The 14,280-nt window shown below is 70.2% G+C and carries 11 protein-coding genes; 8 read left to right on the plus strand and 3 right to left on the minus strand.

Features of this window, described 5'->3' with window-relative positions:
• Position 1: 1 nt before the first annotated feature.
• A complete protein-coding gene (locus ACRYCC_RS34120; RefSeq protein WP_433817961.1) occupies positions 2-919 on the plus strand; it encodes an ABC transporter ATP-binding protein in 918 nt (305 codons plus the stop codon).
• Complete coding sequence (locus tag ACRYCC_RS34125) at positions 916-2,526, plus strand: ABC transporter permease (RefSeq protein ID WP_433817962.1); 1,611 nt, start codon at positions 916-918, stop codon at positions 2,524-2,526. The genes ACRYCC_RS34120 and ACRYCC_RS34125 overlap by 4 nt, the downstream gene beginning before the upstream one ends.
• 69 nt (positions 2,527-2,595) lie before the next feature.
• On the opposite strand, the gene ACRYCC_RS34130 is transcribed toward ACRYCC_RS34125, so the two are convergent.
• Positions 2,596-3,282, minus strand: a complete 687-nt coding sequence (locus ACRYCC_RS34130; RefSeq protein ID WP_433817963.1) for an alpha/beta fold hydrolase — start codon at positions 3,280-3,282, stop codon at positions 2,596-2,598.
• 130 nt (positions 3,283-3,412) lie between these two features.
• Here ACRYCC_RS34130 and ACRYCC_RS34135 point away from each other — a divergent pair, with 130 nt between their 5' ends.
• The 4 genes from ACRYCC_RS34135 (at position 3,413) to ACRYCC_RS34150 (ending at position 7,926) form a co-directional block, all read left to right on the plus strand.
• Positions 3,413-4,123 (plus strand): winged helix-turn-helix transcriptional regulator, encoded by a 711-nt coding sequence (locus ACRYCC_RS34135; RefSeq protein WP_433817964.1) that lies wholly within the window; start codon positions 3,413-3,415, stop codon positions 4,121-4,123.
• 109 nt (positions 4,124-4,232) lie between these two features.
• Positions 4,233-4,583, plus strand: coding sequence for a hypothetical protein (locus tag ACRYCC_RS34140; RefSeq protein ID WP_433817965.1), 351 nt, complete (start codon positions 4,233-4,235; stop codon positions 4,581-4,583).
• 69 nt (positions 4,584-4,652) lie between these two features.
• Complete coding sequence (locus ACRYCC_RS34145) at positions 4,653-6,662, plus strand: erythromycin esterase family protein (protein WP_433817966.1); 2,010 nt, start codon at positions 4,653-4,655, stop codon at positions 6,660-6,662.
• A 163-nt stretch (positions 6,663-6,825) separates the two neighbouring features.
• Entirely contained in the window at positions 6,826-7,926 is a 1,101-nt protein-coding gene (locus ACRYCC_RS34150; protein ID WP_433817968.1) for a hypothetical protein, read from the plus strand.
• On the opposite strand, the gene ACRYCC_RS34155 is transcribed toward ACRYCC_RS34150, so the two are convergent.
• The gene (locus tag ACRYCC_RS34155) at positions 7,905-10,400 is read right to left on the minus strand and encodes a hypothetical protein (RefSeq protein WP_433817970.1); all 2,496 of its coding nucleotides are present in this window, start codon (positions 10,398-10,400) and stop codon (positions 7,905-7,907) included. The genes ACRYCC_RS34150 and ACRYCC_RS34155 overlap by 22 nt on opposite strands.
• A 334-nt stretch (positions 10,401-10,734) precedes the next feature.
• Here ACRYCC_RS34155 and ACRYCC_RS34160 point away from each other — a divergent pair, with 334 nt between their 5' ends.
• Both ACRYCC_RS34160 and ACRYCC_RS34165 read left to right on the plus strand, forming a co-directional pair.
• Positions 10,735-11,850 carry a ferredoxin reductase gene (locus tag ACRYCC_RS34160; protein WP_433817971.1) on the plus strand — a complete coding sequence of 372 codons (1,116 nt, stop codon included), beginning with the start codon at positions 10,735-10,737 and terminating at the stop codon, positions 11,848-11,850.
• 20 nt (positions 11,851-11,870) lie between these two features.
• Positions 11,871-12,977, plus strand: a complete 1,107-nt coding sequence (locus tag ACRYCC_RS34165) for a fatty acid desaturase family protein (RefSeq protein ID WP_433817972.1) — start codon at positions 11,871-11,873, stop codon at positions 12,975-12,977.
• Between the two features lie 72 nt (positions 12,978-13,049).
• On the opposite strand, the gene ACRYCC_RS34170 is transcribed toward ACRYCC_RS34165, so the two are convergent.
• Positions 13,050-14,039, minus strand: a complete 990-nt coding sequence (locus ACRYCC_RS34170; RefSeq protein WP_433817973.1) for an alpha/beta hydrolase — start codon at positions 14,037-14,039, stop codon at positions 13,050-13,052.
• Positions 14,040-14,280: the final 241 nt, after the last annotated feature.

The raw sequence follows: 14,280 nt of genomic DNA on the forward strand, positions 1-14,280 counted from the left end.
GATGACATCGGCGACACCGGCGATCTCGATCTCCGGACTACGCAAATCGTTCGGCCGGACCCAGGCCCTGGATGGCCTGGACCTCTCAGTCGCCACCGGAGAGGTGCACGGCTTCCTGGGGCCCAACGGTTCCGGTAAGACCACCACGATCCGCGTCCTGCTCGGTCTGCTGCGGGCCAGCGCGGGCACGGTCCGGCTGCTGGACGGCGACCCCTGGCGGGACGCCACGACCTTGCATCGACGGCTCGCGTACGTGCCCGGCGACGTGACGCTGTGGCCCAACCTGTCCGGCGGGGAGGTGATCGACCTGCTCGGCAGGATGCGCGGCGGCCTGGACGCCCGACGCAGGGCCGACCTGCTGGAACGCTTCGATCTGGACCCGAGGAAGAAGGGCCGCGCCTACTCGAAGGGGAACCGGCAGAAGGTCGCGCTCGTGGCCGCACTCGCCTCCGACGTGGAACTGCTGGTGCTGGACGAACCGACGTCCGGCCTCGACCCGCTGATGGAGGAGACCTTCCGCGAGTGCATCACCGAGGAACGCCGCAACGGCCGGACGGTTCTGCTGTCCAGCCACATCCTGAGCGAGGTCGAGGCGTTGTGCGACCGGGTGACCATCATCCGTAAGGGCCGGACCGCGGAGAGCGGCACGCTGGCCGAGCTGCGCCATCTGACCCGTACCTCGATCGACGCCGACCTGGCCGGACCACCGACCGGGCTGACCGGGCTGCCCGGCGTCCACGACCTGCGGGTCGACGGCACCCGGGTGCGCTGCGAGGTCGACACCGCCCGGCTGGACGCGGTGCTCAAGCACCTGACCCAGGTCGGCGTCCGCACCCTCACCAGTCGGCCGCCGACCCTGGAGGAACTGTTCCTGCGCCACTACGACGAGCCGGCCGCCCTCTCGGAGGCATCGCGATGAAGGACAGCCTGGTGGGCGTCGGCGGCCTGGTACGGCTGGTGCTGCGGCGCGACCGGTTCCTGCTGCCGATGTGGATCGGATGGCTGGCGCTGCTCCCGGTGGGCATCGTCTCGGCCACCGAATCGGTCGTGTCCACGGCGGCCGAGCGCCAGCACTATGCGGACACCGTCGGAGCCAGCTCGACCTACGTCGCGCTGTACGGGCCGTTGTACGACTCCAGCCTCGGCGCGATCATCGCGCAGCGGCTCGGCTTCCTCACCGTCGTCGTGGCGTTGATCAGCGTGCTGACCGTCGTCCGGCACACCCGCACCGAGGAGGAGTCGGGCCGCCGCGAGCTGCTGGGCTCGACCGTGGTCGGCCGGCACGCCGCCCTGGTGGCGGCCCTCATCGTGACGCTGGCCGCCGATCTGGTGCTCTCGGTCCTCGTGGCCCTCGCCCTGATCGGCACGGGCCTGCCCATCTCGGGCTCGTGGGCGCTCGGGCTGAGCTTCGCCCTGAGCGGCTGGGTCTTCGCCGGGATCGCGGCCCTGACCGCCCAGCTCACCGAAGGTGCGGGCGCCGCGCGCGGCCTTGCCATGACCGTGCTGGGAGTGGCGTACGTGCTGCGTCTTTCCGGTGACCTCAGCGGTGCCAGCAGTGGATGGTCATGGCTGTCGGCCCTCTCGCCGATCGGGTGGGCGCACCAGATCCGTGCGTACGAGCACGAACGATGGCTCATCCTGGCGGCGGCCGCCGTGCTCGTCGCCGTGCTGGCGGCGGCCGCCGTCGCGCTGTCGGCGCGGCGGGACGTCGGCGCCGGAGTGCTGGCCCCACGGCTCGGCCCGGCCGGGGCGGCGGGCGACCTGCGTGGCCCGTTCGGCCTGGCCTGGCGGCTGCACCGAAGCCTGCTGGCCGGCTGGGTCGCGGGTTTCATCCCGCTCGGCCTGGTGCTGGGTGCCTTCGCCCACAGTGTCGTGGACATCGCGAAGGACAATCCCGACCTGGCGGACATGTTCACCCGCATGGGTGGCCAGTCCGCACTCACCGACTCCTACCTGGCCGGGATCATGCGCATCCTCGCCCTGTTCGCCGCCGCGTACGCCGTGCAGGCCACCCTGCGGCTGCGGACCGAGGAAACAGGGCTGCGGGCCGAACCCGTGCTGTCCACGCCGGTCGGCCGGCTGAAGTGGGCGGCCGGCCATCTGGCCTTCTCGGCTCTGGGTCCGGCGCTGGTCCTGGCGATGGCCGGACTGTCCGCCGGGCTCGTCCACGGCCTGAACACCGGCGACGTGGGACGCGAACTGCCTCGTGTGCTGGCCGGCGCCATGATCCAGCTTCCCGCCGTCTGGCTGCTGGCGGCGCTGGCGGTGGCGCTCTTCGGGCTCCTGCCCAGGTTCGCGCCCGTCGTCGCCTGGGCGGTCCTCGCGGTGTGCCTGACACTCGGGGTGCTGGGGCAGGCGCTCACGCTGGACCAGACATTGCTGGACCTCTCCCCGTTCACCCACACTCCGGAGTTGCCGGGCGGCGTGGTGTCGGCGACGCCCCTGCTCTGGCTGGTGGGCATCACCGCGGTGCTCACCGCCGGTGGGCTCGCCGGGCTCCGGCGTCGCGACATCCCGGTGGGCTGACCGGGCATCCGTCACGATTCCACACGGAGCGGCGGCGGCCCGAAGCCGGCCGTGCCTCTCGAGGTACGGCTACAGCTCGGCGCGGTAGGTCTCCAGGCGCTCGACGAGTTCCTTCGGACGGGCCAGCGCGGGCAGGTGGCCGCCGTCCATCTCGTCGGGGGTGATGCCCAGACGGTCCCGTACGACCCGGCGCTGGAACTCGGCCGGGAAGAACCGATCGTCGCGGCACAGCAGGAACCTGGTCGGTACGTCCGGCCACGCGGCGAGCGGCCAGGGCTTCTCGAACGGGGTGCCGGACTGGTCACGTCCTCTGGTCATCGCCTCCGCCAGCACGTCCGGCGGTAGGTCGTGCAAGAACATCGCCACCGGGTCGAACTCCTCGGTGATCACCCGCCCGTCGCGCTCGGCCTGCTCCCGCATCGCCGCTGCCTGACCGGTCTCGCCCCACCAGTCGCCCGGCGTCTCGCCCGGTGCGGGGACCATCGCCGCGACCAGGACGATGAGGTCCACCGGCACACGGGTCGCGACCAGCGGCGCGGTGAAGCCGCCCATCGACTGCGCCACCACGATGAGATCGGTGCGATCCCCGACGGCGTCCACCACGACGTCGGTGTACTCGGCCAGCCCGGCGGAATCGTCGTCGACGGGCAGGTCGGGCGCCACCACGTCGTGACCCCGCGCGCGGAGCTCGGGGATCACCAGGTGCCAGTACCAGGAGTCGGATCCGGCGCCGGGGATCAGTACGTAGGTGGCCATGGCCGGCCGTCCTTTCCGTCAAGGTCGTGCGCCGCGGGGGCGGTGCCGGACCTGCGCTCCGGCCGGCGAGTGAGTCCTAAACTAACACCAGATGCTCCTTAATCAGGAGTGATGATGAAGGAGTATCCGGATGACCGGGCCCGGCAAGAGGACCTACGACGATCCATGCGGGATCGCCCGCGCCCTCGACCTGGTCGGGGAGCGCTGGGCATTGCTGGTCGTGCGCGACCTGGTGCTCGGCCCCAAGCGGTTCACCGACCTGCGGCGGGGCCTGCGCGGCGCGAGCCAGAACGTCCTGTCCCATCGCCTGCGTGAGCTGGAGCAGGCCGGGGTGGTGCGGCGCCGCAGGCTCGGCCCGCCCGCCGGCACCTGGGTGTACGAGCTGACCGAGTGGGGGTACGACCTCGAACCCGCCCTCCTCCAGCTCGCCCGCTGGGGCAGCCGCGCCCCCATGACCTCCGACGGCGAGCTCGGTGCCGAGGCGCTGATCCTCGCGCTCAGGACGACGTTCGACCCGTACGCCGCGGGAGAACTGCACGCCCGCTACGAGCTGCGGCTGGACGCGGACCGCTTTCACGCCGAGGTCTCCGGCGGCCGTATCGAACTGGCCCGCGGGCCCGCCGACCGGCCGGACGCCACCCTCGAGACCGATCTCGCCACCCTCAGGGCGCTGGTCTTCGGCGGCCGCCCGCTCGCCGACGCCGTGCGCTCCGGCGACCTGACACTGGAAGGCGATCAGGAGGCGGTGGCACGTTTCGTCGGTCTCTTCCCACGGCCGCGCCCCCTCCAGGACCCCGCGGCGAGTGCGGCCGTCCAGGGCGTGGAGGCGCCGCGGAGGTAGCATGAGAGGTAGTACAGATCATGAAAAGCAGCTGTTCCTCGGCATCACACGACTACCTGGCCTGCTCCTCATCGGAGGACAGAGGCCGGCGCGGCGGAGGTGATCGACCTTGGCGGTGACCCTCAACAAGCAGGCCCTCCAGCACGCCCAGGGCCTGGTGAAGGAGCACAAGGTCGTCGCGGACGACCGGGACGACTGGAGCGAGCACCAGCCCACGGCGCAGGCCGAGAACGACCATCTCGAAGAGCACGGCTTCGCCGAGTACCAGAAGTGGTACTTGGGCATCGACGACGAACACGGCGAAGAGACCAAGAGCCGCTACAAGTTCCCGTACGGCGACTTCGAGAAAGTGCACCGGTGCGGCCTGATCGCCGTCGAGGTGCGAGCCGCGCAGAACGACTACACCGACATCGAGCAGGCCGCGAAGCACCTGCGCGAAATGCTGGACGAGTCGGCCTGACGTGGTTTCGTCGGCCGTCCGGCCGGGCCGGTAAGAGGCCGGGCACAGCGAGGCATGGGGGGCTGAGAGATGCCGGACCGCCTGTTCCGCGACCGCAGGGATGCCGGCCAGGTGCTGGCCGGACTCCTCGAGCACTATCACGGTGACCCGCAGGTCGTCGTCCTCGGCCTGCCGCGCGGCGGCGTGCCGGTGGCGTACGAGATCGCCGCCGCGCTCGACGTCCCGCTGGACGCCTTCCTCGTCCGTAAGCTCGGGGTCCCCGGCCGGGAGGAACTGGCCATGGGAGCGATCGCCGGCGGCGGCGTGGTGGTGCTCGACGACGACGTCATCCGCGGCCTGGAGCTCTCTCCGGACGCCGTACGGCAAAGGGCCGAGCACGAGGGCCGGGAGCTGGCCCGGCAGGATCAGGTCTACCGCGAAGGGCGGCCCACGCCGCATCGTGAGGGCAGGACCGTGATCCTGGTGGACGACGGACTCGCCACGGGCGCGAGCATGCGCGCAGCCGTTCAGGCCGTGCGGCGACTGCAGCCCGCGCGGGTCGTCGTCGCGGTGCCGGCCGCACCCGAGTCGACCTGCCGGGAGCTCTCGGCCCTGGTCAACGAGGTCGTGTGCGCCACCACCCCGTCGCCCTTCTTCGCCGTGGGCGCCTCGTACTGGGACTTCGTCCAGGTCACCGAGGAGGAGGTCCGGGACCTGCTGCGCGCGGCGTCGCGGGCACGGCCCGCCGGTCCCGGCTCGCGGATACCGGCGGGGGCCGCCCTCATCCGGTTCGAAGCCGTACCGGTGGAGGAGGGCGTGCCGGGCGACCAGGCGCTGTTCGACCTGGTGGGCGACGCCCGTTTCGTACTGATCGGAGAGGCCTCCCACGGCACCCACGAGTTCTACGCGGCCCGCGCTCGCATGACGCGGCGGCTCATCGAGGACAAGGGGTTCTGCGCCGTGGCGGTGGAGGCGGACTGGCCCGACGCCTACCGCGTGAACCGCTACGTGCGCGGGCACGGCGACGACGAGACGGCCGAGGAGTCCCTGCGCGGTTTCGAGCGCTTCCCGGTTTGGATGTGGCGCAACGCCGTGGTCCTCGACTTCGTGGGGTGGCTGCGCGAGTACAACTCGCGGGCGCGGGCCGACCCCGCCAAGGCCGGCTTCTACGGGCTCGACCTCTACAGCCTGTACCGGTCGATCAGGGAGGTCATCGCCTACCTCGACCGGGTCGACCCGGCCGCCGCGGCGCGCGCCCGCGAGCGCTACGCCTGCTTCGACCACCACGGCGAGGACGATCCCCAGGCCTACGGCTTCCAGGCGGCGTTCGGCGCGGGCGAGACGTGCGAGCAGGAGGTGGTGGACCAGCTGGTCGACCTGGAACGTCACGCCCTGGACTACGCGCGCCGGGACGGCCGGCTCGCCGCGGACGAGGTCTTCGACACCGAGCAGAACGCGCGTACGGTCCGGGACGCCGCGCAGTACTACCGCGCGATGTTCAGCGAGCGGGTCTCCTCCTGGAACCTGCGCGACCGGCACATGACCGCCACCCTGGAGGCGCTGGCCGAGCACCTGAGCCGGCGCCGGGCCGAGCCGGCGAAGATCGTGGTGTGGGCGCACAACTCCCACCTCGGCGACGCCCGGGCCACCGAGGCCGTGATCCGGGGCGAGCTGAACGTCGGCCGGCTCGTACGCGAGCGGTATCCCGGGCAGTGCCGGCTCCTGGGCTTCACCACCTACACCGGCACGGTGACGGCGGCGGACGACTGGGGCGGACCGGCCAAGCGCAAATGGATCCGGCCGGCGCTGGGCGACAGCGTCGAGGAGTTGTTCCACGAGGCGGGGGAGAAGGAGTTCATGGTCTCCTTCGGAAGTGCTCCACGGACCGCGGACATGCTGCGCTCCGCGCGCCTGGAGCGGGCGATCGGCGTGATCTACCGGCCGGAGACCGAACGGCAGAGCCACTACTTCCGCGCCCGGGTGTCGGACCAGTTCGACGCGGTGATCCACATCGACGAGACCCGGGCCCTTGAGCCGCTCGAGCGTACGGCCCGGTGGGACGAGGGCGAGGTGCCCGAGACGTATCCGTTCGCCGTGTGAGCCCCAACCCCGATGACGGGCGGGCCGCCGGCCCGCTGATCGGGGCACGGGAGGAGCTCCACCGTGTCACTGCGTCCCCAAGCGGTTCCGTAGCGTCGCCGTCCCTGACATCATCGAACGCGTGCGCTGCCGGAGGGTCGTCGTTGCCTTAGCCGTTCTGTCCGTGCTGTCCGTACCGTCCGCCTGTGCGCGGGGTGGGGACGGGAAGACCGCGTCACCGCTGCCGATCAACCCGACCCCGACCTCGCCCGGCCAGGTCGTCGTCCTGGCCGGGAACGGCGAGCAGAAGAAGCCCGTCGACGGCGCCTTCGCGACGCGAAGCCCCGTCTACGCCTCCGGGGCGATCGCGGCGGCACCTGACGGGTCGATTTTCACCTTCGCCGACAACGGGCGGAACCGGACCCTGGTACGCATCGGCAGCGACGGCAGAGTTCACGTGCTCCCTGTGCTGACCCCGCTCGCCGGCCGGGTGGTGCTCGCCGCGACGCGCACCGGAGTGTGGTCCATGGACACCGGGGAGCACGCCTCGCTCACCCGGACCGCCCTGGACGGCTCCGGGCAGACGCTCGTCTTCGGGCCGGCCGAGGGCGGGCCGACGAGCCTCACCTTCGTGGACGCCGCCGGACGCCTCTTGCCCGAGGCACAGCGCCGGACCCTGCTCAAGCGCTGGAAGCCGTCCGCGATGGCCGTCCGGGATGACGGAATCCCTGTCGTGGCCACCGAGGACGGGAGCCTGTACGAGGCCCTCGGCCAGGGAAAGCTCCGCCCCTGGACCCCGGCGGGCTACGCCGACGCGGTCCGAAAAGCCCGCACTCGGCAGGGCACATCCGGACCTTCCCCGATCGAACTAAGTCCTTCCGCGATCATGCCCGGTAGAACTGGGGAGGTCATCGTCGTCGGTACCGGCATCATCCACGTTCCTCGCCGTGGCGAGGTGAAGGCAACGGGCTTTCGAGTTCCTCACGATGTGCTCTGGAGATGGAGCGGCGGAGTGGCCCTCAACGATGGCAGTCTCTTGCTGCTCGAGACCAATATTGGCCGTCTCCTGCGGGTTGCCGCGGATGGCAGCCTGTACCGGCTCCCGGCTTTTGCAACACAGATCTGCACAGACTACAAGCCAGTGGTCGGTCCTTCACGAAGGCCTGACGGCACTATCGCTCTGGGAAGTTGCGGCAGATTACTAGGCTTTCGACCGCCCATGCCACAAGGAGATGAGCCCATGTTTCCCGGTTATGCTCCTGATCAAATTCCCGAGCTCCCATAGCCTTCCTTGGCCTTGTCCAGGAAGCGCATACCGGCGACGTGTTGCAGTATGGTCTTGGTGTGCCCGTTCTCCGTGATCGTCAGACGGATCGGCACCATTTGCTGCCTGGCCCATTGCCGGAACAAGTAGGCGGTATGCCCGGTGAGATCTCCACGCAAGGTGCCGTCGACGTTGAAGATGTCGGACACCTTTACCTCGCCGTCAGCCGAGTGCAGCACGGAGACACCTTTGGCGGTAGCCCGATAGATGGCTGCGGCAATGGACATGGACACCTGATCCGCGCCTGCGACGTTGATAGCCGCCGCCTTCCGCTTGGCCTGGGCCAAGGCGTCGGTTTCGATCTGGTCGAGAAGCCAGTCGGTGCCACGACTCCAGACAGAGTGCACACCGGTTACCTTAATGAGTTCGCCGAATACCGGTATTTTGTCACCGAACTGGTCAACGAGATCCCTGGCCTCCCCAAGCATCTCCTTCGTCTGCTTTACCGCCTCGTCCTTGGTCTTTCCCTGACTGATCAACTCGGCCTGAAGCGCATTGCCAAGGTTGGCATTCAGACGTCCTGACCACACTGCGGCGTGATCAACTTGATCGATGGTGCCGTGTTCAATCGCCCAAGCCAGCTCCTGGCGCGCGAAAAGCTGCGCTGCGATGATGAGCTCGCGGCGCATCTTGTCATCGTTCGCGATCAGTCGTAAAAAGTTGCGAGTGGTCGCTACGTCGAGCATGATGTTCCACTCTTCTGCCGCCGGGTCAAGGAAAGGCTCGCCCGCATCGGACGGAAATCCGGGGTCGTGTGCGGCGAAGCTCGGGATGTAGGCCTTGCTCATGTCGAGCAGTGCGCGCTTGGTCGAGTACTGCAGATCGAAATCGCGCATGGTCATTTCCCTGGGATGCACGGAGTCGCCGATGTTGACGAACGGCCGGCCGACCGTGTGGTTCCGCAGGAAATCCTGCACCTGCTTTTGCCCGGTCTGCTTCCACCAGGCTCCTTGCTGCATGAGCTCGCGGGCGATCAGTGCTGACCGTTGCCCGTCCGTTCCCGTACGGCCGGCCATGGTGGCGAGCCTGATGACTCCGCCTGCTGCCTGGCCGCCGTCGATCCAGTCGGGGGCGAGCAGTAGCGAGGCGTAGGTCTTGCCGGGCATACGCGACAGCCAGGCCGGCGGCCTGCTGGACTTCAGTTCGACCTTGGAGGCGTCAACGAGCTGCAGGACGGACGGCAGGTCGGCACTCGCCAGTTCGCGGGCGGCGGCGCCGTCCTTGGCTTGGGTGATCTTGGCGAGGATGTTGATCGCGGGGTCGAGATCCCTGATGGCGCCGACGTCCTTCTCCTTCAGATCCCAGTCGTCGAACCAGTGGCGGCCGTTCGGGCCTTTGTTGTCGCCGTCCGGGTCCGCCGGCAGGTCGCTGTCGCCGGCACCACCCCAGGACAGCGCGTAGGAGTGGTAGTCCAGCCGCCATCGCAGCGCCGCCTGGCCCAGCTCTGCCAGTACGTGCGAGTCCCACCTTCCGTCGCCGAACTTCACCAGCAGACCCTGTCCGGGCAGGTCAGCGACGTACGCTCCGAGCGCGTGTTCGATGATCGGCCGATCGTCCTCCGCCCCGGCCGGGCGGCTCGTGCGCTCCAAGGCCTCTATTCGCGACAGCGCCGCGAGCGCCGTACCCATGTCTCCGAGGATCCGCTTGTCGGTGCTGTCCGGCGACGGACCGCCGGAGTGGCGGTGCAGCAGATAGGCGAGTCTTCCGGCGGCGCCGGGCGGGATGCCACCGAAGAACGCCTTGAGGTAGTCCGGATCGTTCAGGTGGTCGCGAAGCCGGGCTCCCACCCCGGCGAGCGTCTGCTGGAGATCACTGCCGGGACGGCTGTAGGCGCTGGTGAACAACCGGGCCTGGAGCCGGCCGAGTTGCCGCATCTCACCGGCGCCGAACCGGTCCACGTCGGGTATGCCCACCATGCGGTTGAACGCGATGCCGGCGAGCAGCGGGTCCACCTTGTCGGACGCGAGCGCGTACTCGATCCGCTGCCGGGTGGTCACGGCCTGCCTGCCGCACCACTCGGCGGCCCGATCGCAGGCCCGGGTGTTCGCCCGCCCGCCGCCAGCCGCCAGCAGGCCGGCGATCCGCCTGCCCACGACGGGGAGCCGTCCGGCGGCGGCCCGCAAGGCGTACTCCAGCCGGGTCAAGCCGTCGGGGGACACCGAGGCCACCGGCCCGGTCGCGGGCTGCGGCTGCACTCGCGGCATGGCCGGCGGCGGCCCGCACGGCTTCCTGTTCACCGCGGCCACGTCCTGGCACACCTCGGCCATCATCACCGACAGCGTCTTGTTCGCTGCCCGCAGGTCATCGGTGAAGCGACCGGCCGCGCCGCCCTGCCAGGTCTGCGGGCTCATCGCGGTGGTGACCGCTGCCATCGCGGAGCGGATGGCGTCCAGCTCGGCCAGTACCGCGTGCTCGTCGACCTTCGGCCCGGCCATGAGACCCCCTTTCCCCGCGTCCGCCCTCGCGCCGGAGACAGCCCACCATGGGACACGTTGGTGACGCTATGTATTTATACGATTTCACTGTGTGTCGACGATGTCGGAGGCCTAGTGACTCGGACCGGCGCGACGGGGGGCGGTCGCATCCGAAAGCGAGGTGGGACGCGTCACATGCCGGCTCGGGCCCGGCCCTGAAACCACAGCTCATCCGCCCGCGCAGAGGCCCTTCGGAGGGGGCTGTGAGGGAGCCCACGCTTAGCGCCTCGACCTCCCGGGCATCAAGAAAGCTACGGTTACGTAGGCGTAAGTTACTGATCAGGAGGAGCTTCCGATGGCCACCCCGCTCTCCACCGCGCGACGCCCAGCCGCCCTGCGGCGGCTGGCGGACGCGGCCACCTGGCTGACCACCCCCCTGCTGCCGGAGGACTACCTCGGGCTCATCAACCCGCTCTGGTCCACCGAGGAGCTACGCGGCCGGATCGAGTCCGTACGGCTCGAAACGGCCGACGCGGCGACCCTCGTGATCAGGCCCGGCCGCGCCTGGACGGGACACCGGGCGGGCCAGTGGATCCGGATCGGCGTCGACATCGACGGGGTGCGGCACTGGCGGACCTTCTCCCTCTCGGACGCGCCCGGGCGGGCCGAAGCCGGCACGCGGCGCGACCGCGCGACGGCCACCCTGGCCATCACGGTCAAGGCGAATCCCGACGGCATCGTCTCCACGCACCTGGTCCACGGCATCAAGCCGGGCACGATCGTCGGGCTGGCCCCGGCGGAGGGCGAGTTCGTCCTGCCCTCACCCGTCCCGGACCGGCTGCTGTTCGTCACCGCCGGGAGCGGCATCACACCCGTGATGGCGATGCTGCGCTCGCTGGCCCGGGACGGCTCGATGCCCGACGTGGTCCTGGTGCATTCGGCGCCGACCGCCGAGGACGTCATCTTCGGCGCCGAACTACGCGCCCTCGCCGAGCGCTTCCCGACCCTGCGGCTGCACGAGCGGCACACCCGCGCCGACGGCCGGTTCGAGCCGGCCGAGCTGTCCGGCCTGTGTCCCGACTGGCACGAGCGCCCCACCTGGGCGTGCGGCCCCGCCGGCCTGCTCGACGAGCTCACCGCGTACTGGTCCGGCCAGGGGACGGCCGGCAACCTGCACCTGGAGCACTTCCGGCCGGTGCTGGTGACCGGCGGGGCGGGTGGCCGGGTGCGGTTCGCCAGGAGCGACCGCGAGGCCGACGCGGACGGCGGCGCCCCGCTGCTGGAGGTCGGTGAGAACGCCGGGGCCCTGATGCCGAGCGGCTGCCGGATGGGCATCTGCTACAGCTGCGTCGGCCGGCTCCGCTCCGGCCAGGTCCGCGACCTGCGTACCGGCGAGGTGCACGGCGAGGAGGGCCACCTGATCCAGACCTGCGTGTCCGCCGCCGCCGGCCCCGTCGAGATCGAACTCTGAGACCCCTGAGGAGGAGCATCATGACCGCCACCACCGCACATCTCACCGAGGCCGACATCGAGGCGTTCGGCCGCGAGCTGGACCAGATCCGCACGGACATCACCGAGAGCCTCGGAGAGAACGACGCCGCCTACATCCGCAAGGTGATCAAACTGCAGCGCGGCCTGGAGGCCGGCGGCCGGGCGCTGCTGTTCCTCTCCTTCCTGCCGCCCGCCTGGATCGCCGGCACCGCGGCGCTGTCCACGGCCAAGATCCTCGAGAACATGGAGATCGGCCACAACGTCATGCACGGTCAGTGGGACTGGATGCGCGACCCCAAGATCCACTCGACCACGTGGGAATGGGACACCGCCTCCCCCGCCGACCAGTGGAAGCACTCGCACAACTTCATCCACCACACCTACACCAACGTGCTCGGCAAGGACCGCGACGTCGGCTACGCCATCCTGCGGGTCAACCCGGAGCAGCCGTGGCACCCCGCCTACCTGCCGCAGCCGATCTACACCGCGCTGCTGGCGCTGTTCTTCGAGTACGGCGTCGCGCTGCACGACCTGGACCTGGCGGCGATACGGGCCGGCACCAAGGACACCACCGAGGCACTCGGCCAGCTCCGCGAGATCGGCCGCAAGGTGGGGCGCCAGATCCTCAAGGACTACATCGCGTTCCCGCTGCTGGCCGGGCCGAACTTCCTGCCCGTGCTGCTCGGCAACCTGACCTCGAACCTCGCCCGCAACGTGTGGGCGCACACCATCATCTTCTGCGGGCACTTCCCCGAGGGCGTGGAGGTGTTCGAGGAGGAACGGCTCGAGGGCGAGACCAAGGGCGAGTGGTACGTCCGCCAGCTGCTCGGCTCGGCCAACATCAGCGGCGGCAGGCTGCTGCACCTGATGAGCGGCAATCTGAGCCACCAGATCGAGCACCATCTCTTCCCGGACCTGCCCAGCAACCGGTACGCCGAGATCGCCCCGCGGGTGCGGGCCCTGTGCGACAAGTTCGACCTGCCCTACAACACCGGGTCACTGGCCCGGCAGGTCGGCTCCACCTGGAAGAAGATCTTCCGGCTGTCCCTGCCCGGTCCCCGGCCGACCGGGCGCGAGGAGCGGGCTCCTCGGCCGGAGACCGCCTGATCTGGCACGGTGCCGCCGGGGTGCGACCACTCCCGGCGGCACCCCGGGCGACGGCTCACCTCGGGCGACGGCTCACCTCGGGCGGGGGCCGGCCCCGAGAGCGCGCATGATCAGGGGCCAGGAGTTGTGCAGCTCCCGCTGGAAGTACGGCCAGGTGTGACTGCCCCGCTCATAGAAATGGGTGGTCACCGGGATGCGCAGGCTCTTCAGCAGGGCCGCGAACGGCTTGAGCGTGTAGTAGATCGTCATCTCGGTCACGTCGAGGAAGGGGAGCTCGTCCAACGGCCCCGGCAGCCCCAGCGTGCTGCAGGACAGGTACAGGCCCGTGTGCCGGAGCCGCTTCGCCAGCGAGTACGGGTCGTGACTGCGCCAGACGGTGGTGTTGTCGAACGGGCCCCACATGTCCACCGGCTCCAGCCCGGTGGAGGGAATCCCCACCCACAGGATCTGTCCGATCCCCGGCAGCAGGGTGGCCGCGTACCCGCTGTAGGCCGCGGCGTAGCGGAACATGCCGGGGTGCCGCGCCGAGTACGCCAGCACACCGTACCCTCCGGTCGACAGACCCGCGGCGGCCCGCCGGGGGCCCGCCCGGTACCGGCGCTCCAGCAGGCCGCGGATCTCCACCAGGTGATGGGTCTCCCAGCGGGGCGCACCGCCACGGCCCCCGTACCACCAGTCGGTGTAGCCGCCGGCCCTGCCACCGTCCGGCATCACCACCAGCACGCCGTACTGCTCGCTCAGGGCCTCGATGTCGGTGTCGCGGGTCCACGCGGTGTAGTCGTCGCTCCCACCATGGAACAGGTAGAGCACCGGCCACCTTCGCTCCGCCGCGCGCGACCAGTCACGCGGGACGATCAGCCGGGCCTTCATGACGCGCTCCATGGCCGGCGAGTCGATCGTCAGCTCCAGCAGCCGCCCGCTCAGCCACGTCTCCGCGACGACCCTCGGCGCGGAGGCCGCCGCCCAGGCGTTCCCCGGCAGCAGGCTCAGCCCGGTGACCCCTCCGGCCGACAGTCCGGCGGCACGGACGAAGTCCCGCCGCCGCCATGAGGTCCGTTCCACAGTCGCTCCTTCACCGTCCGCCATCCGCCGCGCCGTCACACGGCCTTGCGGCTCGCAGGAGCACGAGCCGCAAGACCGTGCGGGATACGCGCGATCGCGTAGGTGGAAGCATGGCGGCGGCCGGGCGCGGCGGCTTGGTACCGGGCCGATGAGTGATCGGCAGGCGGTTGTGAACCCGCTGACAAGGCCCCTTCCGCCGGGTGGGCCCCACGGCCCCGGATGAGCGCGGAGCCGCAGGTGA

The organism is Actinomadura scrupuli (genome assembly GCF_050971785.1).
In the GTDB taxonomy this organism is placed as follows: Bacteria; Actinomycetota; Actinomycetes; order Streptosporangiales; family Streptosporangiaceae; genus Actinomadura_E; species Actinomadura_E scrupuli.

What these genes read in the sequence shown, in the direction of transcription:
- ACRYCC_RS34120 (WP_433817961.1), top strand. Translation starts at nt 2, where the DNA reads ATGACATCGGCGACACCGGCGATCTCGATCTCCGGACTACGCAAATCG.
- ACRYCC_RS34125 (WP_433817962.1), top strand. Translation starts at nt 916, where the DNA reads ATGAAGGACAGCCTGGTGGGCGTCGGCGGCCTGGTACGGCTGGTGCTG.
- ACRYCC_RS34130 (WP_433817963.1), bottom strand. Translation starts at nt 3,282, where the DNA reads ATGGCCACCTACGTACTGATCCCCGGCGCCGGATCCGACTCCTGGTAC.
- ACRYCC_RS34135 (WP_433817964.1), top strand. Translation starts at nt 3,413, where the DNA reads ATGACCGGGCCCGGCAAGAGGACCTACGACGATCCATGCGGGATCGCC.
- ACRYCC_RS34145 (WP_433817966.1), top strand. Translation starts at nt 4,653, where the DNA reads ATGCCGGACCGCCTGTTCCGCGACCGCAGGGATGCCGGCCAGGTGCTG.
- ACRYCC_RS34155 (WP_433817970.1), bottom strand. Translation starts at nt 10,400, where the DNA reads ATGGCCGGGCCGAAGGTCGACGAGCACGCGGTACTGGCCGAGCTGGAC.
- ACRYCC_RS34160 (WP_433817971.1), top strand. Translation starts at nt 10,735, where the DNA reads ATGGCCACCCCGCTCTCCACCGCGCGACGCCCAGCCGCCCTGCGGCGG.
- ACRYCC_RS34165 (WP_433817972.1), top strand. Translation starts at nt 11,871, where the DNA reads ATGACCGCCACCACCGCACATCTCACCGAGGCCGACATCGAGGCGTTC.